Origin of the sequence: Ramlibacter sp. (assembly GCA_019635435.1) — a bacterium.
Lineage (GTDB): Bacteria > Pseudomonadota > Gammaproteobacteria > Burkholderiales > Burkholderiaceae_C > JAHBZM01.
Genome location: JAHBZM010000001.1, coordinates 665,028 through 686,765, shown reverse-complemented (window position 1 = coordinate 686,765; position 21,738 = coordinate 665,028). Strand labels below are relative to the sequence as shown.

Genomic DNA, 21,738 nt, shown 5'->3' with positions numbered 1-21,738 from the left:
CGCGTCTTGTCTTACTTGATCGTGCCCTTGGGCAGCACCTGGACAACGGCGCTGCGCTGCAGCTGGACCACCACACCGGAAGCCACTTCAATGCTCAGATAGCCTTCGCTGAGCTGGGTCACCTTGCCCAGCATGCCCCCTGCCGTGGCCACCTCGTCGCCCTTGGCCAGCGCTTCGATCATGGCGCGGTGTTCCTTCTGGCGCTTCATCTGGGGGCGGATCATCACAAAGTAAAGCACCACAAACATCAGCACCAGCGGCAACATGCTGGTGAGTGACGACATCATGTCGCCGCCACCGGCGGCGGGGGCTGTCTGGGCAAAGGCGGAAGAAATGAACACGGCGACTCCAACGGGTGATCAACACAAAAAGCCCGCAAACACGCCAGCGCACCAAGGCGCGGACGGACGGGAGAGCCGCTGATTGTATTCGGCCCGGCAGCAGTAAAAAGATGTAACCAGGCCCTTGTCAGGGGGGATTTCAGGCTGCTTGCCGCGCCAGTTCGGGGTCAGCCCACTGCTGCATGAGCCCCGCCCATTTCTGGCGCACCGCCACCAGGTTGCGCTCCTTGACGTGGCCAAACCCCTTGATCTGCTCGGGCAGGCGGGCAATCTCCAGTGCCAGCCCATGATTTCCAGCGTCCAGCCCCGCGAGAACCTGCTCCACGCTGTCACGGTAGTCACTGATCAGCGCCCTTTCGGTGCGGCGCTCCTCGGTCCGGCCAAAGATGTCGAACGCGGTGCCCCGCAAGCCCTTGAGCGCAGCCAGTACCCGGAACGCGGTCAGCATGGCCGGACCAAACTTCTGCTTCTGCAGCTCACCCTTCGCATTCTTCTTCGCGATGATCGGGGGCGCCAGGTGGTAGTTGAGCTTGAAGTCGCCTTCAAACATGCCGTTGACGCGCTCCAGGAAGGCCTTGTCGGTGTGCAGGCGCGCCACTTCGTACTCGTCCTTGTAGGCCATGAGCTTGAACAGGGAGCGCGCCACCGCCTCGGTCAGCGTGGTCTTGCCCAGCGGGGCCTCCGCCAGCTGCACCTTGTCGACAAATGCGCGGTAGGTCGCTGCATAGTCCGCGTTCTGGTAATCAGTCAGGAACTCGACCCGGCGCGTCACCAGATGCGCCACGGTTTCGCGCTTCTTGAATTCGATCACCTGGGCCGGCGCCATCTGCTTTTCCACGGCCGCCCAGTCATGGGCCGCCTGCCGGCCCCAGGCAAACGCCACCTTGTTCTGCTCGACCGCGACGGCGTTGAGCTCGATGGCGCGCATCAGTGATTCGTGGCCCAGGGGGATCCAGCCCTTCTGCCAGGCATAGCCCAGCATCATCGGGTTCGTGAAGATGCTGTCGCCCATCAGGCGGGTGGCGGCGGCATCGGCGTCGAACACGGCGACGCCCTGCGCCCCCACGGCGCGCGCCACATCGGCCACGCAGGCCTGCGCCGGGTTCTGCCAGCCGGCATCCTTCACAAAGGCCGCCGTGGGCGTGCTGTGCGAGTTGAGCGCGACATGGGTGCGGCCCTCGCGCATGCGCATCACGGTTTCCTTGCCGGCCGTGACGATGGGATCGCAGCCAATGATCAGGTCGGCCCCCGCCATGCTCACGCGCGTGGTGCGGATGTCGTCGGCATGGTTGCCAATCAGCACATGGCTCCAGGTGGCGCCGCCCTTCTGGGCCAGGCCACCGGCGTCCTGCGTGACGATGCCCTTGCCTTCGATGTGCCCCGCCACGCCAAGCAGCTGGCCGATGGTGATGACGCCCGTGCCGCCCACGCCGGCGACCACGATGCCGTAGGCGCCGTGAATGGCGGGCAGGCTGGGCTCGGGCAGCTGGCCCATGGCAAACGGCGACGCCATCTGGCCCTTGGCCTTCTTCTTGAGCTGGCCACCCTCCACCGTCACAAAGCTCGGGCAGAAGCCGTTGAGGCAGCTCATGTCCTTGTTGCAGGTGCTCTGGTTGATGGTGCGCTTGCGGCCAAACTCCGTCTCCAGCGGTTCCACGCTGAGGCAGTTGGACTGCACGCCGCAGTCCCCGCAGCCTTCGCAGACCAGCTCGTTGATGACCACGCGCTTGGCCGGGTCCACCATGCTGCCGCGCTTGCGGCGGCGGCGCTTCTCGGTGGCGCAGGTCTGGTCATAGATGATGACGGTCGTGCCCTTGATTTCACGGAACTCACGCTGGATCTCGTCCAGCCGGTCGCGGTGCTCGATGGCAATGCCCGCGGGCAGCCCCGTCACGCCCTCGTACTTTTCGGGCTCGTCGGTCACGATGGTGATCCTGACCGTGCCCTCGGCGCGCATGCTCTGGGCAATCTGGACCACGGAATGCCCTTCAGGCCGTTCGCCCACCTGCTGGCCACCCGTCATGGCCACGGCGTCGTTGTAGAGGATCTTGTAGGTGATGTTGACGCCCGCCGCGATGCTCTGGCGCACCGCCAGCAGGCCGCTGTGGAAGTAGGTGCCGTCGCCCAGGTTGGCGAAGATGTGCTGGTCGGTGGTGAACGGCTGCTGCCCCACCCAGGGCACGCCCTCGCCGCCCATCTGGGTGAAGCCCACGGTGCTGCGGTCCATCCAGGTGGCCATGAAGTGGCAGCCGATGCCGGCCATTGCGCGCGAGCCTTCAGGCACCTTGGTGCTGGTGTTGTGCGGGCAGCCCGAGCAGAACCAGGGCTGGCGGTCGGCCCCTTTCACCCCGTTCAGCTCCACCACCTGCATGGCGCGTTCCTTGGCCTCCAGGATGGCCAGCTGGGCGTCGATGCGCGCCGTCATGTCGCCATCCACGCCCATCTTCTTGATGCGCTGGGCAATGGCACGCGCGATCAGCGCGGGCGACAGGTCGGCGTTGGCGCGCAGCAGCTTGTTTTCGTTGGGGTTGGGCATGGACCATTCGCCGCCTGAGTAATCGCCCTCGACCTCGTTGAACTTGCCCAGGACGTTGGGGCGCACATCGGCGCGCCAGTTGTACAGCTCTTCCTTGACCTGGTACTCGATGACCTGGCGCTTTTCCTCGATCACCAGGATTTCGCGCAGGCCGGTGGCGAATTCGCGCGTGCCCTGGGCCTCCAGCGGCCAGACCACGCCGACCTTGTGCAGGCGGATGCCCAGCTGGCGGCAGCTGTCGTCGTCCAGCCCCAGGTCCAGCAGGGCCTGGCGGGTGTCGTTGTAGGCCTTGCCGCTGGCGATCAGGCCAAGCCGGTCGTTCGGGCCTTCGATCACGTTGTAGTTCAGGCGGTTGGCGCGGATGTAGGCCAGCGCGGCATACCATTTGTAGTCGAACAGGCGGGCCTCCTGCTCCAGCGCGTGGTCGGGCCAGCGGATGTGCACGCCGCCCGGCGGCATCTGGAAGTCGGTGGGGATCTTGATCTCCACGCGCTCGGGGTCGATCATGGCGGTGGCGCTGGACTCCACGATTTCCTGGATCGTCTTCATGCCGGCCCACACGCCCGAGAAGCGGCTCATGGCAAAGGCGTGGATGCCGAGGTCAAGAATTTCCTGCACCGTGGCCGGGAAAAACACCGGCAGGCCACAGGCCTTGAAGATGTGGTCGCTCTGGTGCGCGGCGGTCGAGCTCTTGGAGACATGGTCGTCTCCGGCCACGGCAATCACGCCGCCGTATTCCGTGGTGCCCGCCATGTTGGCGTGCTTGAACACGTCCGAGCAGCGGTCCACCCCCGGGCCCTTGCCGTACCAGATGCCGAACACGCCGTCGAACCTGTTGGTGCCCGCGGGCGAGAAGCCCAGTTGCTGGGTGCCCCATAGCGCCGTGGCCGCCAGCTCCTCGTTGACCCCGGGCTGGAACACGATGTTCTGCGCCTTGAGGTATTTGCTGGCTTTCCACAACGCCTGGTCATAGCCGCCCAGCGGCGAACCGCGGTAGCCGCTGATGAAGCCTGCGGTGTTCTTGCCCTGCTGCGCGTCGCGCAGGCGCTGCAGCATGGGCAGCTTGACCAGGGCCTGCACCCCGCTCATGAAGGCCCGCCCGTAATCGAGGGCGTATTTGTCGTCGAGGGTGACGGTTTCCAGCGCTTTGCGGATGTGTTCGGGCAGCGGGGCATTCATGTTCGTGGGTCTCCTGTGGCCTGGGGGTTTGCCTCGTGGGCAATGGCATGGGCAGCCCCCGGGTAGGGCGCCGCCTCTAACTGAATGCAAAGTGTATGCCGAGTGCTCAGATAAGTCTTTGCGTTCTATGCCCAAATAACCTTAATATGAGAAAGAATCTTGCTGATTTTTGCCAATTATGGAAACACTAGACAAGTTTGACATCGCCATCCTGACCGAGTTGCAGGCCGACGCCCGCCTGACCAACGCCGAGCTGGCCCAGCGGGTGGGCCTGTCGGCGGCACCGTGCTGGCGGCGGGTGCGGGCTCTGGAAGAAAGTGGCTTCATCAAGGGCTACCGCGCCGAGATCGACCGCCACCGGATCGGCCTGGGCGTGCTGGCCTTTGTGCGGCTGGACGCCAACCGCAACACGGCGGAGCTGACCCGCGAGATGGAGGAGGCCATCCAGAAGATTCCCGAGGTGGTGTCGTGCCACTACATCAGCGGCGCGGGCACCTTCGAGCTGCAGGTCGTGAGCCGCGACCTGGACTCGTTCTCGCAGTTCGCGCGCACGGTGCTGCTGAACCTGCCCAATGTGAAGGACCTGCACACCAGCTTTTCGCTGGGCGAGGTCAAGGCCAGCAGCAGCCTGCCGCTGGGGCAGCTGTCGCGAACCACCCCGTAGAAAGCAAAAAGCCCGGCCTCCGCGGGAGGCCGGGCAACCGGCTGGACCGGATGGGTTTTGTCGTTATCAGGTCTTCGACAGCTTGGGCGCCGTGGCGTCCGCCGTGATGTAGCCGACCGCCGCGCCGAAGCGGTCCTTGTAGTTGGCCCGGATCAGGGGATCCAGCGTGGGCTTGACGATGTCATGCAGCGGCGACTCCCAGTCACCCGGGTGCTGGAAGTTGCTCATGACGTAGGTCCAGCCATTGACTTCGTCCACCGCGTGCAGGCCGGTGCTTTCCGCGCCCGCGGGGCACGACAGGATGCGCGCCAGCTCCTTGGTGTCCACGTTGTAGGCCCACAGGAAGTTGTTGACGTGCATGCCGCTGTCCTCGCCGATGAACAGCGTGCGCAGCTTCTCGGAGTACTTGAGGTTGTCGGGGTTGGCAATCTTGGCGGCGTTGGCCAGGTTGCCCAGGGCATCCGCCGTAGCCAGATCCTCACCCACCAGCGCGGCGGGCGCGGCCATGTCCACGGGCACCCACTCGCTGTCGATGGCTGCGCCGCTGGTGTCTTTCTGCGCACCCTTGAGGTTGAGCGCGTAGACCGCGCCCGACTGGATGGCCTTGTCCACGGCAATGTCCTTCGACGCCGCATTGCCCTTGACCATGGAGTCGCGGATCGCGGACATGGCGGCGTACATCACCTTGTCCTTGGCATTCACGGTGGTGCCTTCGTTCTTGGTCAGGCCCATGCTGCCGCCCATGAAGGCCGCGTAGCGGTGGGTTTCCAGGAACGCCGCGGCCTTCTCCATGCCAGGCTTGATCCTGATCCAGTTGAAGGTCTTGTTGAAGTTGATCTTGGTGTAGGTCGCATCGGCCGGATCGCTGGTCTTGATGTCCATGATGTCCGAGGACTTGATCCCCCCATCGATCAGGGCCTTGACCTCGGCGCTGGTGGCGCTGCCCAGCTTGATCCAGGTCAGCGTGGCGGCGCCGGCGCTGGCGCTGCTGGTCTGCGTCCACTTGGCCACGTACAGCGTGCCAGCCGACAGGTCGGCGGCCTTGCTGGCAATGAACATGAACAGGCCGCCGTTGGTGGCATCGTCGCCCATCATCACGGTGCGCTGGTCGGGCATGACCTGCACCAGCTCGTGGGAAATGCGGCCCATGCCGTAGTGCTTCTTGATGGAGCCCGTGCCGTCGGGGTTGACCGTCACTTCGGGCATGTGGCCGTAGTGGTAGGGGTTGGCCCGGGCGGCGTCGCCATACAGCGCCTTGCTGAAACCCTGCAGCTGGGTGTTGGTGGCCAGCGAGGCATCGGGCTCGTACTCTTCGCTGGACAGGTGCGTGTTCCAGGGCGACAGGCTGGCGCCGCAGGTGATCCACAGGCCGTTGACCGACGAGGTGTCCACGTTGTGGTACTTGACCAGGGACAGCTTGCCCGTGGCGGGGTCCTGGTCCAGCGTGAGCACGGCGATGGGGGACGGCAGCTGGCCATAGGCCGACACGCCGGCCTGGTCGCGCGTGGTGTATTCGAACTGCACCACGGCAAACACCGTGTTGCCCTTGACGCCCGAGACGGTGGGCTTGTCCAGCTTGAGCAGCGACATGCCATCGGGCGCGTCCGAGAAGAACTGGCGCTCCTTGCCCGCCACCGACTTGTCGATGATGGGCTGGTTGTTGATGTCGTAGTAGCCGCCCGCCAGCACCTTGCCGCCCTTGCCGTCGGCCACCATGTCGCCGGTGACGAAGAAGGGCTGGTAGGCCAGCTTGTAGGTCTGCGAGGTCGCGTCATTGAAGCTGACGGTCAGGCTCGAGGCCACGCTGGTGGTGGCCATGGCGGCCGGGTTGGCCAGCGTGGGCGCGGCCATGGACGAGAAGCTGGCGGACTTGTAGCTGGTGTCCGAGCTGCCGCCACAGGCGGTCAGCGATGCCACCGACAGCAGGCTGCCCGTGGTCAGGGGCAGCATGGGCACACCGGCGAACATTTTCAGGATGTCGCGGCGGGAGTTTTGAACGGGTTGGGACATGTCGTAGGGTTCCATGGTTATGGGCTCGCCATGGCCAGGCCAGGCGGAGCCGGAGTTCACTGCTTCGCACGGGCCTTGCGGCCTGTGCGACGAGCGCGATCCTACGAACGGTGTGTGACAGTTTCTTGAAGGCCCGCGGCTGCGGGGCGCGTCAGTCGCGCGCGCAGCGCGCCGCCAGCGGCAGCAGCGGGTAGCGCACGATGGCCTCGCGGCCACTGGTGCCCAGGCCAAATTCGGCGCGCATGTGGGTGTTGCTGTAGACGGTCTGACCCGGCGCGAGGCCACCAGCGTCACGGTACAGCACCTCGCGGCCCCGCACGCCATCGAGCACGGCCGAGTCATCGATGAACCTCACGGTGAACTCGATGCCATGCTCGCAGTGGTAGCGCGGCGCGGGCGGCGCCGTGGCCGGGCCGGCGCAGCCGGTCAGCCAGGCGGCGGCGACCAGCCCCAGGCTCATCCGCAGCGGGGGCAGGTGCTTCATTTGGGCCACAGCACCCACAGCTTGAGCGGCTGCTTGAGCCGCCCGGCAAGTTCACCGGCCTCGGGGCCCCAGCCCGCGAAGTAGTCGGCCCGCACGGCGCCGGTGATGGCGCTGCCCGTGTCCTGCGCCAGCACGAGGCGCTGCAGGTTCACCACCGGACCGCTGGATGCCAGCCAGACCGGTGTGCCATAGGGAATGCTCTCGCGGTCCACCGCGATGGAGCGGCCCGGCGTGAGCGCCACCCCCTGGGCCCCGCGCGGGCCAAAGGCGGCCTCGAACTCGGCCAGCGGCTCCTCGCGGAAGAACACCGTGCGCGGGTTGCTCCAGAGCATCTCGTTCACGCGCTGCGGGTTCTGCAGCGTCCAGGCCTTGATGCCCGGCCATGAGGCGTCGCGGATCGCGCCCTGCTGCAGCAGCCAGCCGCCCACGCTGCGGTAAGGCTGCTCGTTGCTCGCCGCAAAGGCCAGGCGGACCAGCCGCTGGGTGCCGTCGGCCTCGGTGATGCGCAACCGGCCCGAGCCCTGGATCTGCAGCACCAGCGCGTCCAGCGGATCGGCCAGCCAGGCGATCTCGCGCCCGCGCAGCGCGGCCCGGGCTTCGGGCAGCGTGTCGATTTCCTGGCGCGTGTACCAGGGCCGGCGCGTCGCCAGGCCGGCGGGCGGGCGGTACAGCGGCACGGTGTGGCCAGCGTCGGGCAGGCGGGTGGCCTCCAGCAGGGGCTCGTAGTAGCCAGTGAGCAGGCCGTCGCTGGTGCCCGACAGCGGGGCCACGCGGTAGGGCTGCAGGTGCGCCATCATCCAGGCCCGCTGGTCGTCGGCGCTGCCGATGCTGAGCTGGCGGATCTGCCCGCACAGCGGGGCAAAGGTCGGGCCGGGGCGCTCACAGCTTTTGAGCCAGGCGTTCCAGGCTTCGTGCAGCGCGTCGTCGGCAAAGCCGGGCAGTTCGGCCCAGCGCACGGGCGTCCAGCGGCTGCGGCCCTGTTGCAGGGGCGGCGGCAGGGGCGAGGTGTCGTCGGCCGGCAAGGCCGTTGGCGGCGCAGCAGACGTTGCCGGTGGGGGCGCCTCGGCGGGCAACGGCGGCGCGCTGCCGCAGGCGGCCAGCGTTCCTACAATCAGCAGCGTTGCAACAAGCCTGGAGAAACCGGTCATGGGTCTGATTTTGCTTGAAGCCCTGCTGGCCATGGTGGTGCTGGTCGCGATTGTGTGGTGGACCATGTTCTCGGGCCGCGACAAAGGCGAGCTGCCGCAGGCCGCTCCACCCGATTCTCCAGAGGATTCAGAGCCAAAATAGGCTGGAGTCCAGGACTGGCGGCCACTGTGCGCTATGTATTTCGTAGCAAATTGGCCAGCTCAACCGCCGACTTGACTTCCATCTTGTCGAACACGCGCGAGCGGTGGACCTCGACCGTGCGCACGCTGATGTCCAGCTGGTCGGCGATCAGTTTGTTGGGCAGGCCCTCCACCACCAGCCGCATCACGTCGCGCTCGCGGTCGGTCAACTCGCCCAGCCGCGACTGGATCTGCCGGCTTTGCCGCTGCTCGGCCAGCACCCGGGCCGACTGCTGGATGGCCTGCTCGATGCGGTCCACCAGCGCGTTGTCGGAGAACGGCTTTTCGCAGAAGTCGAAGGCGCCGCGCTTCACGGCCTCGACCGCGGTGGGCACGTCGGCATGGCCGGTCAGGAAGATCACGGGCATGACCGCGGCCAGGCCGCGTTCGATCAGGGCCTCGAACAGCGCCAGCCCGCTGATGCCGGGCATGCGCACGTCCAGCAGCAGGCAGCAGGGCTCGCGCGGCACAAAGCCGCTGTGCAGCAGGCGCTCGAAGTCCTCGCCCCCCGCGAACGATTCGCTGGGCAGGTGCCGCGAACGCAGCAGCCAGGCCAGCGCGTCGCGCACGCTGGCGTCGTCATCGACGATGTAAACAGTGGCATTCAGGACAGGCTGCATCAGGAGGTGCTGGTTGGGGCGCCCGGATCCACGGGCAGGGTGAACCGGAAAATCGTACCCTGCGGATGGTTGGGTTCGAATGCGAGGAATCCCCCATGCTGCTCCACCACGGTACGGCACAGGCTCAGGCCCAGGCCCATGCCCTCGGCCTTGGTGGTGAAGAACGGGGTGAACAGCTGCTGCCCCACTTCCTCCGAGATGCCCGGCCCCTGGTCGGCCACCGAGAACTCGAGCCAGCCCTTGGCCGCCGCGCCCGCCGCCCCGGTACGACGCACCTGGATGATGAGCTGGCGCTGCGGCACCGCGGCCTCGTCCATGGCCTGCATGGCATTGCGCGCAAGGTTGAGCAGCACCTGCTCCACCATGGTCCGGTCGCACAGCACCCGGGGCAGGTCGGGCGCGAGCCGGGTTTCCACCCACACGCCGAGCTTGCGCGCCTGCAGGCTGACCAGCGGCATGATCGCGTCCAGCAGCTCCTGCGGAACGATGGGCTCACGGGCCTGGTCGCGCCGGCGCACGAAGTCGTGCACGCTGCGGATGACCTTGCCCGCGCGCTCGGCCTGCCCGGCAATGCGGTGCATGGCCATTTCGAGGTCCGCCACGGCGTGCGGCCCATGGCGCAGCAGGTTCAGCGAGCCGCTGGCATAGCTGGCAATGGCGGCCAGCGGCTGGTTGAGCTCGTGGCTGAGCAGCGAGGCCATCTCGCCCACGGTGGCCAGCCGCGCCGTGGCCTGCAGGCGGTCCTGGCTGGCGCGCGACAGTTCCTCGACGCGGCGCTGCTCGCTGATGTCCAGGAATGCGCTCATCCAGCCGGTCTGCACGCCGCTGGCGTTGATCAGCGGCGCCTCGATGATCAGCACCGGGAAACGGGTGCCGTCCTTGCGCATGAAGACCGACTCGAAGCCCTCGCGCGGCGGCGCGTTCTCGCCGGCGCGCCGGGTCGATTGCCGCAGGAAATAGCCGTGTGCCAGCTCCGGCGGCCAGTAGGGCGCCGGGGTCGCATGACCCAGCAGTTCCTCGGGCGGGAAGCCCACCATCTGGCAGAACGCCGGGTTCACGTAGGTGATGCGCCCCTGCAGGTCGCGCGCGCGCAGCCCGGTGACCAGCGAGTCCTCCATGGCCTTGCGAAAGGCCAGTGCCTCCGCAAGATCGTGTTCGGCGCGCAGGCGCCGGCGCATGTCCTTGCCCAGCAGCACCAGCACCGACACCAGCGCGATCGACATGGCCGACACCAGCGCGGTCAGCACATTGGGAAACAGGTCGGGTGCGGCGCGCCAGGCGTCGATGCGCAGCACCAGCGTGTTGCCCGGCAGGTCCACCAGCTGCTGCGCCGTAAAGATGCGGCTGCCCCGCCGCGCCGAGCCGTGCAGCGCCAGCCGGGTGCCATCGGCCTCGGTGAAGGAGACCTCCTGGCTGCGCGTGAGCTGGCGGCTGATCAGGTCGGTCAGGATGGTCTGCAATGCGTAGGTGGCCACGATGTAGCCGGTGAGCTCACCGGCCACCACCTGCGGCATGCACAGCTCCATGACCTCCACGCCCAGCCCGTCCAGCTGGGGCACGAAGTAGCTGGTGGCATAGGCCGGCCCGCTCACGCGCCGCGCATGGGTGCAGGCCAGCGCCACGTCGGCCAGCGCATTCTGGCGGCCCAGCTTGGCAAAGACGGCCGGACGGTAGGGCGTGTCGGCCGCCAGCAGGGTGGCCAGCCGGGCATCGCGCCATTCGACGCGGACCCACTCGCGGTGCTCGCGCAGCAGGCTCGCGGCTTCGGCCTGCCAGCGCGCCGGCTCGCCCACGGCCGCGTGCAGCGCCTGCAGCGTCTGGGCGTTGCGCGACATGGCGTTGCGGATGTCGCTCACCGCGTCGGCCGTGTCACGCTCCAGCTTGGACTGCACCTGGCTGGCCTCATAGCGGCCCGCCAGCCAGACCAGCGTGATCAGCATCGCCACCACCAGCACCACCATCAGGCCCCACAGCGACCAGCGCAGCCGCACCGGGAGGCGGCGCGGGCCCGCCGCGCCGGCGGGGATCGCGGGCACCGCGCTCACAGCACCCGGTGCTCCAGCGCCGGCAGCTGCAGGCGCACCTGCGCCAGCCGGTCGCCGTCGAGCACGCCGGCCACCACGCCCGCGCCCTCGGGCCGCTGGTCGATCACCACGCCCCAGGGATCGACCAGCATCGAATGGCCCCAGGTGCGCCGCCCGTTCTCGTGGCTGCCGCCCTGGGCCGGCGCCAGCACATAGGCCAGATTCTCGATGGCCCGCGCCCGCAGCAGCAGCTCCCAGTGGGCCTGCCCGGTGACATGGGTGAAGGCACTGGGCACCAGCAGCAGGTCGGCCCGCAGGGCCCGGTACAGCTCGGGAAAGCGCAGGTCGTAGCAGACCGACAGGCCCACGCGCCAGGTCTTGCCGTCGCGCGAGGGCAGCTCGAAGCTGACGGGATCGGCGCCGCTCTCGATCACGCGCGACTCGTCGTACTGCTCGCGCCCGTTGCTGAACTTGAAGAGATGGATCTTGTCGTAGCGGGCCACGCACTGGCCGGCCGGCGAAAACACCAGGTTGGTGTTGCGCACATGGGTCTCGCTGACGGTGGCCAGGGGCAGCGTGCCGCCCACGATCCACAGCCCCAGCTCACGCGCGGCGGTGGCCAGGAACTGCTGCACGGTGCCATCGCCCCAGGTTTCGCGCGCGGCCAGCTTGTCGCTGTCCCGGTGGCCCATGAGGCAGAAGTACTCGGGCAGGACGGCCAGCTCGGCGCCATCGCGGGCGGCCTGCGCCAGCAGGACGCGCGCGGTGTGCAGGTTGGCCTCCAGCGAAACGCCCGAGACCATCTGGATGGCGGCTGCCTTCATCACTTTCTCCTTGGATTCACTGTGTGGCGCCGGGTCGCGCCGCATCGGTTGCCTCGGCCTTGCCCTCGGTCAGCGCCTTGCGGTCCACCCGCGTGACACGCGGGTCGGCCCAGGTGCCGTCAATGTGGAACTCCTGCGTCGCGGCCCGGATCAGCGGGTTGCGCAACACCATCTGCGCCAGGAAGGTCCCCAGGCCCACGACCGGGTTGATCACCGTCGCCACCAGCGACGCCGTCCCCGCGTTGATCTCGGGCACCACCACCACCTTGAGGTCCTGCGTCTCCCGGGCTATGTCGGCGCGGCCATCCATGAGCACGGCGGCGTTCACGCCCTTCATCTGCAGGTTGTTGGTCGCGGCGATGCCTTGCTGAATGGTGACGTCGCCGCGCACAAAGTCAAATGCAAAGCCCTCGCTGAACACATCACGGAAATCCAGCGTCAGGCGCCGCGGCAGCGACTGCAGGCTCAACACCCCCAGCAGCTTGGCCAACCCCGGTTCGGCCTTGAGGAACTGGCCGCCTTCCACATTGACATTGAACGCCCCGCTCAGCGAAGGATAGTCCATGGTCAGCGGCGAGCCCAGCCAGGCCACCTGTCCCTCCATGCGGCCCTTGCCGCGCCGGATCACGTCCTTCATGCCGAAGCGGGTCAGCAATTGCCCGGAGTCGGTAATGTCCAGCCGGAAATTCATCACCGTGCGCCGGACTTCGCCCGGCACGCGGGCCGGACGCGGGCCGCCCGGCGCCGTCGGCTGCGCATTCAGCGCCGCCCAGTTGCCGGTGGCGCTGAAATGCGCCTCGGCCATGGCCAGGTTGAGCTTGTTGAGCCGCCACTCACGCACCCCGCCTTCGCGCGCCACCACGCTGCCGCCGCGGTTGACGGCGTCGATCTCGGCCCGCCCGAGCTTCTTGCCGCGCAACTCGAGTTCGTCCACCACCACATCCAGCGCGGGAATGTTGGCTGGCTGCTCGTCAAGCAGCTGCTCGACTTCGCGCGCCGCCGACGCGGCGATGCTCAGCCGCGCCAGCCGGGCATAGACCCGGCCGGCCCCGGCCCCTGAAGGCTGGCGGTATTCGAGGTAGCCATTGAGTTCGTCTGCGTCCGCATTGGCACGCCAGACCAGCCCGTCGCGCGAGCCACCGACCACCACGTTGTGCAGGGTGCGCCCGTCAAACGCCAGCGCTTCGGCGCGAACCGCGAGCACGGTGGGCAGGTAATCCAGCGCGGCCCGGTTCGCCGTGCCGCCCGTTTCGGCCGGGGCCGACAGACTGGCGCCCGAGGCACCGGACAGCACCTTGTCCCAGGCATCGACATCGACGGTGCCCAGGTGGATGTTGGCCATCACGCCCTGTTCGGGCAGCGGGGCCGATTCACCCGCGGCCAGCCCCACCCCGATGGCGCCGCGCCGCACACGGGCCACCGGCTCAGACAGGTCGCGCACATAGGTCAGGGAGGCCACCCGCCCCAGCCCCACCGAGATCTGGTCGGCCAGCCGCGCGCCGGGCGCCAGCGATTCCGCCAGCAGCGCGCTGTCGTAACGCAAGGGCATCAGGGCCTCGGCGCTCTTGTTCATGGGTGGCGGCAGGGTCAGCGCCAGGCCCTGCAGGCTGCTGGCAATCGACAGTTCCGGCACGCCGCGGCGAAAGCCGAGCGCCGCAGTGTAGGTCGCGCTGCCTTGCATGCTTTGCGCCAGCCGCGACACAAAGCCCAGTTCGGTCGCCTGGCGCAGGCCTTCGGCCGTGACCGTGCCCTGGGCCCGGAACTGCACACCGCCCCGCTCGGCGGGACTGGCACCGGCCCGGCTGCCACCTTCCAGCCGCATCTCGCCGCCCAGGGTGCGCGCCTGCGCGCCCGCGAGCGAGAAGCCGCTTTCGCTGAACAGGACGCTGCCGCGCGCCCGCCCCAGCACCGGGCTGTCGGGCGTGATCTGCAGGTCATTGCCCGCCAGCGTGAGGCTGCCCTGAACGCGCGAGCGGTCGATGGTGTTCACCGGCAGGGTCAGGTGCAGCCGCACCTCGGCATTGCCATTGGCCACCGTCTGGTCCAGCGCATGCCCCATCAAGGCCGAGAGCGGCGAGGCATTGACCACCGACAGGGCTTCACTCAAGGGGCCGCGCACCTCGGCGCTGACCACCACCGTGGTCGAATGGGCCAGGTCGGGGATGAGCGCCTGCGCGTTCGTCACCTGCAACCCCGGCCCGCCCGAGAGCCGGCCGCTGGCGCCCTTGACCTGCATGGTGTTGCCGTCAAAAACCAGTTCACCAGACAACTGCGTCAGCGCGGGCCAGGGTGCCGCGCCACGCGGAGCAATGGCACGCGGCACGAAGGCGAACTCGGTGTTCTTCACGTTGGCGCTGATGTGGAACTCGCCCAGCTTGGGGTCCTTGAACGGCAGGTGGAGCAGGTCACCGCGCACGCGAAACTTCACCCCACTGGCGCTGCCCTGGACCACGGCCTCGCGCACATAGCGGCGTGCCGGCTGGGCGATGACCAGCGGCAGGTAGCGGTGCACCCGGGCGCCATCGGCGCGGCTCAGCGTGCCCTGTAGGTCGAGCACGCCCGGGAACCGCGAGTGGTTGGCAGACCGCGCGGGGTCGCTGGTCTGCCAGCTCAGCCGGGCCTGGCCGTCCAGATCGGCGTTGCTGAACTTCAGGTTGTCCAGTGACAACGACAGCTGGCGGTCCTTGATCTGCCAGCGCGCGTCGGCCGACAGTTCATCCAGGGGCAGGGTCGGCTCTTCAAACACCCCGGGCAGGTCCAGCGCGCCCTTGCTCATGCGCAGGCGGGCCGTGCCGCCGGCCTGCGTGAAATCAAAGTCCAGCGCCGCGCCGCGGATGCCCGGACTGCCGGCCGGCGCATGCGTGAGCGTGGAGCCCGCTGGCAGGCTGGCCGCGCGCGAGGCGATCTCCAGCCCCACCACGCGGCCCTTGGCCTGGTAGCTCTGCAGCGCGTCGGGCGGCCCCTGCCACCGGCCCTGGATCGTTTCCACCATGCCGCGCGGCGCGTAGGCAGTCAGCGCGGCATGGGTCACGGTGCCCAGCGGCAACCGGCTGGCCACCTGGCCCAGCGCGGCCAGGTCCAGCCGGTCGGCGCGCAGTTCACCCCGCGCCGGCTGGCCGCCGGTGGCCCCGGTCCATGTCACCGCCACGTTGCCGCCCGGCCAGACCAGGCCTTCGCGGGTCCTGAACCGCAGGTCCTGGGTGGAGAAGTCAAACCCGCCGGCCAGCCTCCGGCCGCCAACGCGCCCCGACAGGTAGGCCAGCGACAGGGGCTGCAAGCCGGGCCCCAATGTGCCGCTGACATCGGTCAGCGCCAGGTCGGCCACGCCACCGGCCAGCTCGCCCTTGCGGACATCGGCCCACAGGCGCACCGCGCCCCGGCCCTCGGTGAGGTCCAGCCCCAGGCCTGGGTAACCGCGCAACTGCGAGACATCGACCTGCGCGAAATCGGCATGAACCTGACCGTCCCACTGCGTCCACTGGCCGGCACGCGCCGACCACAGTGGCTGGCGAAAAACACCGCGCAGCGTGAAGCGCTGCCCCCAGTCGGCGGGCGGCGTGGCGTCCAGCCGCAGCGCGTGACGCCGGGCGCTGTTGCGGGCCACGAAATCCACCGCGGCCAGGGCCAGCGGTGCCTTGCCGCGCAGCTCGTCGGTCCAGCGCACCGTGCCCTGGTGAATCACGAATTCGGTCTGGCTGAAGAACCAGTCGGCGGCCCGCCCGTCGCTGCCGCCACGGGAAAAATCCAGCCCCGCCACAAAGACCCGGCCGTCGGCGGCGCGGCGCACGTCCAGCTCGGGCCGGTCGATGTAAAGCTGCTCGAAACCCAGGTTCCAGAGCGAGCGCGGTGACAGCGCCGCCACCACCCGCGGCAGGCGCAGCGCCTCGCGGCCCTGCGGGTCCAGCAGCACCACGTTGGCCAGCTCGAAGGAGGGGACCAGCCCTTCGGTGCGGGCGGTGATTTCCCCGATGCGAACGGGTATCCCCAACACCCGGGTGGCCTCGATTTCAAGGTCCGGGCGGAACTCCCCGATTCGCGGCACAATCCAGCCATGCAGCGCGCCCCAGGCGAGCGCAAACACCAGCCAGACCGCCAGCAACAACCACAAAAACCAGCGCGCAACGGCGGCATAAGTCTTCAGCAGACGCGAAGGGGACGGCGCGGAGTCGTTCATTGAACAGGTGGATGTGTCAGGAATTATGACCGGCAGCGGTTCGTTGGGTTCGATGCACAAGAGTGAAGTTTTGTTAAACGGCCAGCCCGTGGACGGGACCGGCCAGGCCGGGGGCGAAGCCGCGTCGCTGTCGTCGCATTCGCGCTTCGTGCAGCGCCTGCGCCGGCGCTATGCCGCCGAACTGGCGCTGTTGCCGCAGGGCGCTCCGGTGCATGCCAGCATCGCCGCCACCTATGAAGCGCTGAAGCGCCAGACCCCCGATGCCGGCACCGCCTTGCGCGTCCTGCGCCAGCTCGTGATGGAACGGCTGGTGCGGCTGGACTGCGACGGCCAGGCGCCGCTGGCCACCATCACGCGCGCCGTGACCGAGCTGGCCGAATTCGCCCTGGACATCGCCTGCACCGAGGCGCGCAGCGAACTGGACGCGCGCCATGGCGCGCCGCTCGCGCCCGACGGGCGGCCCGCGCAACTGTGGGTCGTGGGCATGGGCAAGCTCGGCGCGCGCGAGCTCAATGTGTCCAGCGACATCGACCTGATCTATGTCTACGACCATGATGGCGAGACCGCCGGCGATGCCGAAGGCCACCAGCGCATTTCCAACCACGAGTACTTCAGCAAGGCCGTCCGGATCATCTACGGCCTGATCGGCGACACCACCGAGCATGGCTTCGTGTTCCGCGTGGACCTGGCGCTGCGGCCCAACGGCAACTCGGGTCCGGCCGCCGTGTCGCTGGGGGCGCTGGAAGAATACTTCCAGGTCCAGGGCCGCGAATGGGAGCGTTTTGCCTGGCTCAAGAGCCGCGTGATCGCGCCGCGGGCCTGCGTTGAAAGCGGCTCGGCCCAGGAGCTGCGCGGCGCCGTTCTGCCCTTTGTGTTCCGCCGCTACCTGGACTACAACGTGTTTGACTCGCTGCGCGTGCTGCACCGGCAGATCCGCGAACATGCGGCCAAGCGCAGCGCCGGGCGGCCCGAGCGGGCCAATGACGTGAAGCTCTCGCGCGGGGGCATCCGCGAGATCGAGTTCACCGTGCAACTGCTGCAGGTGGTGCGCGGCGGCCAGTTCCCCGAGCTGCGGACCCGGCCGACACTCGCGGCGCTGCAGCGGGTGGCCCGGGCCGGGCTCATGCCACAGGCCACGGCCGACGCCATGGCCCGCGCCTACGAGTTCCTGCGCCGCGTCGAGCACCGCATCCAGTACCTTGACGACCAGCAGACCCATGTGCTGGCCACCCGTGACGACGACCTCGCCTGGATCGCCCAGACCATGGGCTTCGCCAACTGCTGCCCCTTCCTGAGCGAGCTGGACACCCACCGCGAACTGGTGGCCCAGGAGTTCGACAAGCTGCTGGGCGGCGGTGCCAGGGAGTGCAAGGGCAACTGCTCGGGCCCCAAATCCGGGCGCGCCCCGGCGCCCGACCTGGACGAGCTGCTGGCCCAGTTGCCCGAGGCCCTGGGTGAACGGCTGGCCCAGTGGCGGGGCCACCCGCGGGTGCTGGCCCTGCGCGATGACGCGCGCGACCGCCTCGCCCGCCTGATTCAGCGCACGGCCACCTGGCTGCGCGAGGGCCGGGTCACGGCCGAAGCCGCTGTGCGGCTGGCCGACTGGATCGAGCCCCTGCTGCGCCGCGAAAGCTATCTGGCGCTGCTGCTGGAGCGGCCCGCCGTGCACGAACGCCTGCTGCGCCTGCTGGGCGCCGCCCGCTGGCCGGCGCGCTACCTGCTGCAGCACCCCGGCGTGATCGACGAACTCGCCAGCGACGAGATGCTGCAGCAGCGCTTCGTGGCGGACGACTTCGAACGCGAGATGGAGCAGCGCCGCCGCTCGCTCGAGATCACCGGCGAGGACGACGACGAAGCCCTGCTCAACCTGCTGCGGCGGGCCCATCACGCCGAGGTGTTCCGCACGCTGGCGCGGGACATCGAGGGGCGGCTCACGGTCGAGCAGGTGGCCGACGACCTGAGCGCGCTGGCCGACGCCCTGCTGCGGGTGACGGCGCGCTGGTGCTGGCAGCGTCTGAAGGGGCGGCACCGCGAGGAGCCCTGCTTCGCCATCATTGGCTACGGCAAGCTGGGCGGCAAGGAGCTGGGCTACGGCAGCGACCTGGACATCGTGTTCGTCTACGAGGACGACGACGAACGCGCGCCCGAGGTCTACGCCGCCTTTGTGCGCAAGCTGATCAACTGGCTCAGCGTCAAGACCGCCGAGGGCGACCTGTTCGAGATCGATACCGCGCTGCGCCCCAATGGCAACTCCGGCCTGCTGGTGACCCGTTTCGAGGCCTATGCCCGCTACCAGCAGCAGCGCGGCAGCAACACCGCCTGGACCTGGGAGCACCAGGCCATGACACGCGCCCGGTTCGTGCTGGGCATGGGCGACACGCCCGGCCCACAGGCACTCGCGGCGCGCTTTGCCGCCGTGCGCGACGCCGTCATCACCGCGCCGCGCGACATCCCCGCGCTGCGCGACGAGATCATCGGCATGCGGGACAAGGTGCGCGCGGCCCACCCGATCCGCGGCGGCCGCTTTGACGTCAAGCACAGCACGGGCGGCATGGTCGATGTGGAGTTCGCGGTCCAGTTCCTGGTGCTGTCCCAGTCGGCCAGCCACCCGGGCCTGCGGCCCAACCTGGGCAACATCACGCTGCTGCGGCTGGCCGAAGGCGCGGGCCTGCTGCCCGCCGGCGTGGGTGAAGACGCCGCGCGCGCCTACCGCGAACTGCGGCGGGTCCAGCACCAGGCCCGGCTCAACGAAACCCCGACCCAGGTGGACCCCCCCGCCCTGCAGGCCGAGCGCGATGCCGTGCTGGCCCTCTGGGACCACGTTTTCGGCCGCTGAGCCCCCGCTGCAGGTCAGGCGCTGGTCATCTTCCGGGTGCACAATCGCGCCCGCGCCTTTACAAATCGTTTACATTTTCGGGCGCAGTCTTTGGGGATTCCTTTGTCAGACATTCTTGAGCGCCTCAAGCAGCTCATCCACGAGCAGCACCAGCTGGACACTTCGGGCATCACACCGGAAACCGGGTTGGCCGACATCGGCCTGGACTCCCTGGCCGTGGCTGAACTCCTGTTTTCGATCGAGGAAACCTTCGGGGTTGATCTTGGCGACGTGGCCCCTGATGCAGTGCCCGCCACGGTCGGCGAGCTGGTGGCCCTGATCTCGCAGCACACGCCCGCGTCGTGAGCGATACCAGCGTCTGGATCACCGGCGTCGGGGTCGTCGGGCCGCAGGGCCACGGCTGGCAGGCCCTGTGCGCGTCACTGCTGGACCCGGTTGCCTGCTTTTCGCCGCTCCCGGCCGAATGGCTGCGCCACCCGGGCGCCCCGGACGCCTTCATGGCCCCCCTTCACCCGCAGGCCGAACAGGCGGTGCAGGCGCACCAGTCGCTGAGCACCGACCGCGCCTGCGCGCTTGCGCTGTGCGCGTCGGCCGAGGCCTGGGCCCAGGCCGCACCGCAGGTGGATCCCCGGCGCGCGGGGGTGTACTGGGGCACGGGCATGGGCGGGCTGCACACCACCGAGGCCAGCTACCAGCGGCTGCTGGTCGAGCACGCCGCGCTGCGGCCAATGACGGTGGTGCGCATCATGGCCAATTCCTCGGCGGCCCAGCTCGCGATCAAATACGGCCTGAAGGGGCCCAACATGACCTACAGCGTGGCCTGCGCTTCGTCCGCGACGGCGCTGGGCGAGGCGCTGCTGGCCATCCGCGCGGGCCGGATCGACCTCGCGCTGGTCGGCGGCAGCGAGGCCATGCTGGCACCCGGGGTGCTGGCGGCCTGGGGTGCGCTGCGCGTGCTCAGCACCCGGAAGACCGTGAATGATCCGGCGCTGGCCTGCCGGCCATTCTCCAGCGAGCGCAGCGGCCTGACGATCGGCGAGGGCGCCGCGGCGTTTGTGCTGGAGAGCGCGCGCCATGCGCGCGCGCGCGGCGCACGCCCCCTGGGTGAGCTGGCTGGCTATGGCACCAGTTGCGACGCGGCCTCGCTGGTTCAGCCCCAGACCGACGGCCAGATCGAGGCCATCCGCCAGGCCCTGGACGACGCGGGGGTGCTGCCCGGCGACATCGGCGCCGTCAATGCCCATGCGACCGGCACCGATGCCGGCGATGTGGCCGAGGCGCAAGCCCTGGCCGCCGCGCTGGGTCCGGCCCGCCCCCCGGTCAGCGCCACCAAGTCCCAGCACGGCCACCTGCTGGGCGCCGCCGGCGCACTGGAGGCCGCCATCAGCCTGGCCAGCCTGCAGCTGCAACTGGTGCCCGCCACCCTGGGCGCGCTGCCGCTGGACCCGCGCTGCGCGGACCTCGACGTGAGCGACCAGCCCCGTGCCCTGCCGCTTGCGCATGTGCTGTCCAACTCCTTTGCCTTCGGGGGCTCGAATGTGTCGCTGGTATTGCGGCAGACCCCAGTTTCCGGAAAGCCCTGAACCATGCGACTCCTGTTGACCGGTGGCACCGGCTTTGTCGGCGGCGCCGTGATGGCCGAGCTGGCGCAGCGCGGCCTGCTGCGCCAGACCGTGTTCATGGTGCGCGCCGCCAGCGCCGAAGAGGGCTGCGCCCGCCTGCGCGAAACCCTGATCCGCTTTGGCGGCACGCCAGCCGATGCGCTGAGCATCACCGCGCAGCAGGTGCTTTGCGCGGACCTGCTGGGCATTGACGCGGTGGCCGGCTCCCCCCTGCTGGCCGGCCTGACCCACGTGATCCACTGCGCGGCGCTGGCCACGTTCTCCAACAACCCCCGGATCTGGGCCAGCAATGTGGACGGCACGATGGCCCTGGCGCGCGCCGTGCTGGCCCAATCGCGCCTGACCCGCTGGGTCCAGGTCGGCACGGCCATGTGCTGCGGCCCGGACATGACCTCCCCGGTCAGCGAGTCCTGGGAGGCCGGCGTGCGCGACGAAGCGCATCTGGTGCCCTACACCCGGTCCAAGGTCGCGGCGGAACATGCCTTGCGGGCGCTGCCGGGCCTGCCCCTGGTGGTGGCGCGGCCCTCCATCGTGGTCGGGCACAGCCGTCTGGGCTGCGCGCCCTCTCCGAGCATCTTCTGGGTGTTCCGCATGGCGTTCGCGCTCGAGCGTTTCACCTGCGCCCCCGACGAGCGCATCGACATCATCCCGGCCGACTGGTGCGCGCAGGCGCTGGTCGCGCTGACCCTGAAGGACCAGCTGGCCACCGACCTGTACCACCTGTCGGCGGGCCTGGCATCGAGCAACCTGTTCACCGGGATCGATGCCGCCTATGCCGCAGCCGCCGGCACGCCGCCCGTGGCGCCGCGCTACCAGCAGGTGGCGGTGGACGACCTGCGCAGCCTGGTGCCGCTGTTCGAGCAGCGGCTGGGGCGGGTCAACCGCCTGCTGATCCTGCGCGCACTGACCCTGTACGGCGCCTTTGCCGAGCTCAACTACGTGTTCGACAACAGCCGGCTGCTGGCCGAAGGCATGGCCCCGCCGCCGCCGCTGGCCAGCTACATCGGCGAGTGCGTTCGCACCAGCGAAGGCATCCCCATGACGCAGCAGATGGCGCACGACTTCAAATAGCCGGGCGGTTGCCGCCTGACACATT

Annotated in this window: 15 protein-coding genes; 6 read left to right on the top strand and 9 right to left on the bottom strand. The window is 68.9% G+C overall.

Annotated features, from left to right (window positions below; translation table 11 throughout):
• Window positions 1-11 precede the first annotated feature (11 nt).
• Both yajC and KF796_03245 read right to left on the bottom strand, forming a co-directional pair.
• A complete protein-coding gene (yajC, locus tag KF796_03250) occupies window positions 12-341 on the bottom strand; it encodes a preprotein translocase subunit YajC (protein ID MBX3585637.1) in 330 nt (109 codons plus the stop codon).
• A 139-nt stretch (window positions 342-480) separates the two neighbouring features.
• Window positions 481-4,056: an indolepyruvate ferredoxin oxidoreductase family protein gene (locus tag KF796_03245; protein ID MBX3585636.1), complete on the bottom strand. Its 3,576-nt coding sequence runs from the start codon at window positions 4,054-4,056 to the stop codon at window positions 481-483.
• A 178-nt stretch (window positions 4,057-4,234) separates the two neighbouring features.
• Between KF796_03245 and KF796_03240 the strand changes: the two genes are divergently transcribed.
• Window positions 4,235-4,720 carry an Lrp/AsnC family transcriptional regulator gene (locus KF796_03240; GenBank protein MBX3585635.1) on the top strand — a complete coding sequence of 162 codons (486 nt, stop codon included), beginning with the start codon at window positions 4,235-4,237 and terminating at the stop codon, window positions 4,718-4,720.
• A 66-nt stretch (window positions 4,721-4,786) separates the two neighbouring features.
• Here KF796_03240 and KF796_03235 read toward each other — a convergent pair whose 3' ends face one another.
• The 3 genes from KF796_03235 to KF796_03225 form a co-directional block, all read right to left on the bottom strand.
• Complete coding sequence (locus tag KF796_03235) at window positions 4,787-6,730, bottom strand: DUF839 domain-containing protein (protein ID MBX3585634.1); 1,944 nt, start codon at window positions 6,728-6,730, stop codon at window positions 4,787-4,789.
• A gap of 151 nt (window positions 6,731-6,881) precedes the next feature.
• Window positions 6,882-7,190: a hypothetical protein gene (locus KF796_03230; protein ID MBX3585633.1), complete on the bottom strand. Its 309-nt coding sequence runs from the start codon at window positions 7,188-7,190 to the stop codon at window positions 6,882-6,884.
• A gap of 20 nt (window positions 7,191-7,210) precedes the next feature.
• The gene (locus tag KF796_03225; protein MBX3585632.1) at window positions 7,211-8,428 is read right to left on the bottom strand and encodes an MltA domain-containing protein; all 1,218 of its coding nucleotides are present in this window, start codon (window positions 8,426-8,428) and stop codon (window positions 7,211-7,213) included.
• Here KF796_03225 and KF796_03220 point away from each other — a divergent pair.
• Window positions 8,361-8,504, top strand: a complete 144-nt coding sequence (locus tag KF796_03220) for a hypothetical protein (protein ID MBX3585631.1) — start codon at window positions 8,361-8,363, stop codon at window positions 8,502-8,504. The genes KF796_03225 and KF796_03220 overlap by 68 nt on opposite strands.
• Before the next feature lie 31 nt (window positions 8,505-8,535).
• Here the strand turns inward: KF796_03220 and KF796_03215 are convergent, their stop codons facing one another.
• From KF796_03215 to KF796_03200, 4 genes are all read right to left on the bottom strand, one after another.
• Window positions 8,536-9,162, bottom strand: a complete 627-nt coding sequence (locus KF796_03215) for a response regulator transcription factor (GenBank protein MBX3585630.1) — start codon at window positions 9,160-9,162, stop codon at window positions 8,536-8,538.
• Complete coding sequence (locus KF796_03210) at window positions 9,162-11,123, bottom strand: PAS domain S-box protein (protein ID MBX3585629.1); 1,962 nt, start codon at window positions 11,121-11,123, stop codon at window positions 9,162-9,164. The genes KF796_03215 and KF796_03210 overlap by 1 nt, the downstream gene beginning before the upstream one ends.
• A gap of 80 nt (window positions 11,124-11,203) precedes the next feature.
• The gene (locus KF796_03205) at window positions 11,204-12,010 is read right to left on the bottom strand and encodes a carbon-nitrogen hydrolase family protein (GenBank protein ID MBX3585628.1); all 807 of its coding nucleotides are present in this window, start codon (window positions 12,008-12,010) and stop codon (window positions 11,204-11,206) included.
• A 16-nt stretch (window positions 12,011-12,026) separates the two neighbouring features.
• Window positions 12,027-16,184 carry a TIGR02099 family protein gene (locus KF796_03200; GenBank protein MBX3585627.1) on the bottom strand — a complete coding sequence of 1,386 codons (4,158 nt, stop codon included), beginning with the start codon at window positions 16,182-16,184 and terminating at the stop codon, window positions 12,027-12,029.
• Window positions 16,185-16,209: 25 nt separating this feature from the next.
• Between KF796_03200 and glnE the strand changes: the two genes are divergently transcribed.
• The 4 genes from glnE (at window position 16,210) to KF796_03180 (ending at window position 21,713) form a co-directional block, all read left to right on the top strand.
• Window positions 16,210-19,020 (top strand): bifunctional [glutamate--ammonia ligase]-adenylyl-L-tyrosine phosphorylase/[glutamate--ammonia-ligase] adenylyltransferase, encoded by a 2,811-nt coding sequence (glnE, locus tag KF796_03195; protein MBX3585626.1) that lies wholly within the window; start codon window positions 16,210-16,212, stop codon window positions 19,018-19,020.
• Between the two features lie 102 nt (window positions 19,021-19,122).
• Complete coding sequence (locus KF796_03190; GenBank protein ID MBX3585625.1) at window positions 19,123-19,365, top strand: acyl carrier protein; 243 nt, start codon at window positions 19,123-19,125, stop codon at window positions 19,363-19,365.
• Window positions 19,362-20,603 carry a beta-ketoacyl-[acyl-carrier-protein] synthase family protein gene (locus tag KF796_03185; GenBank protein ID MBX3585624.1) on the top strand — a complete coding sequence of 414 codons (1,242 nt, stop codon included), beginning with the start codon at window positions 19,362-19,364 and terminating at the stop codon, window positions 20,601-20,603. The genes KF796_03190 and KF796_03185 overlap by 4 nt, the downstream gene beginning before the upstream one ends.
• Window positions 20,604-20,606: 3 nt before the next feature.
• On the top strand, window positions 20,607-21,713 hold the full coding sequence (locus tag KF796_03180; protein ID MBX3585623.1) for an SDR family oxidoreductase: 1,107 nt from the start codon (window positions 20,607-20,609) through the stop codon (window positions 21,711-21,713).
• The last annotated feature ends 25 nt before the right edge of the window (window positions 21,714-21,738 follow it).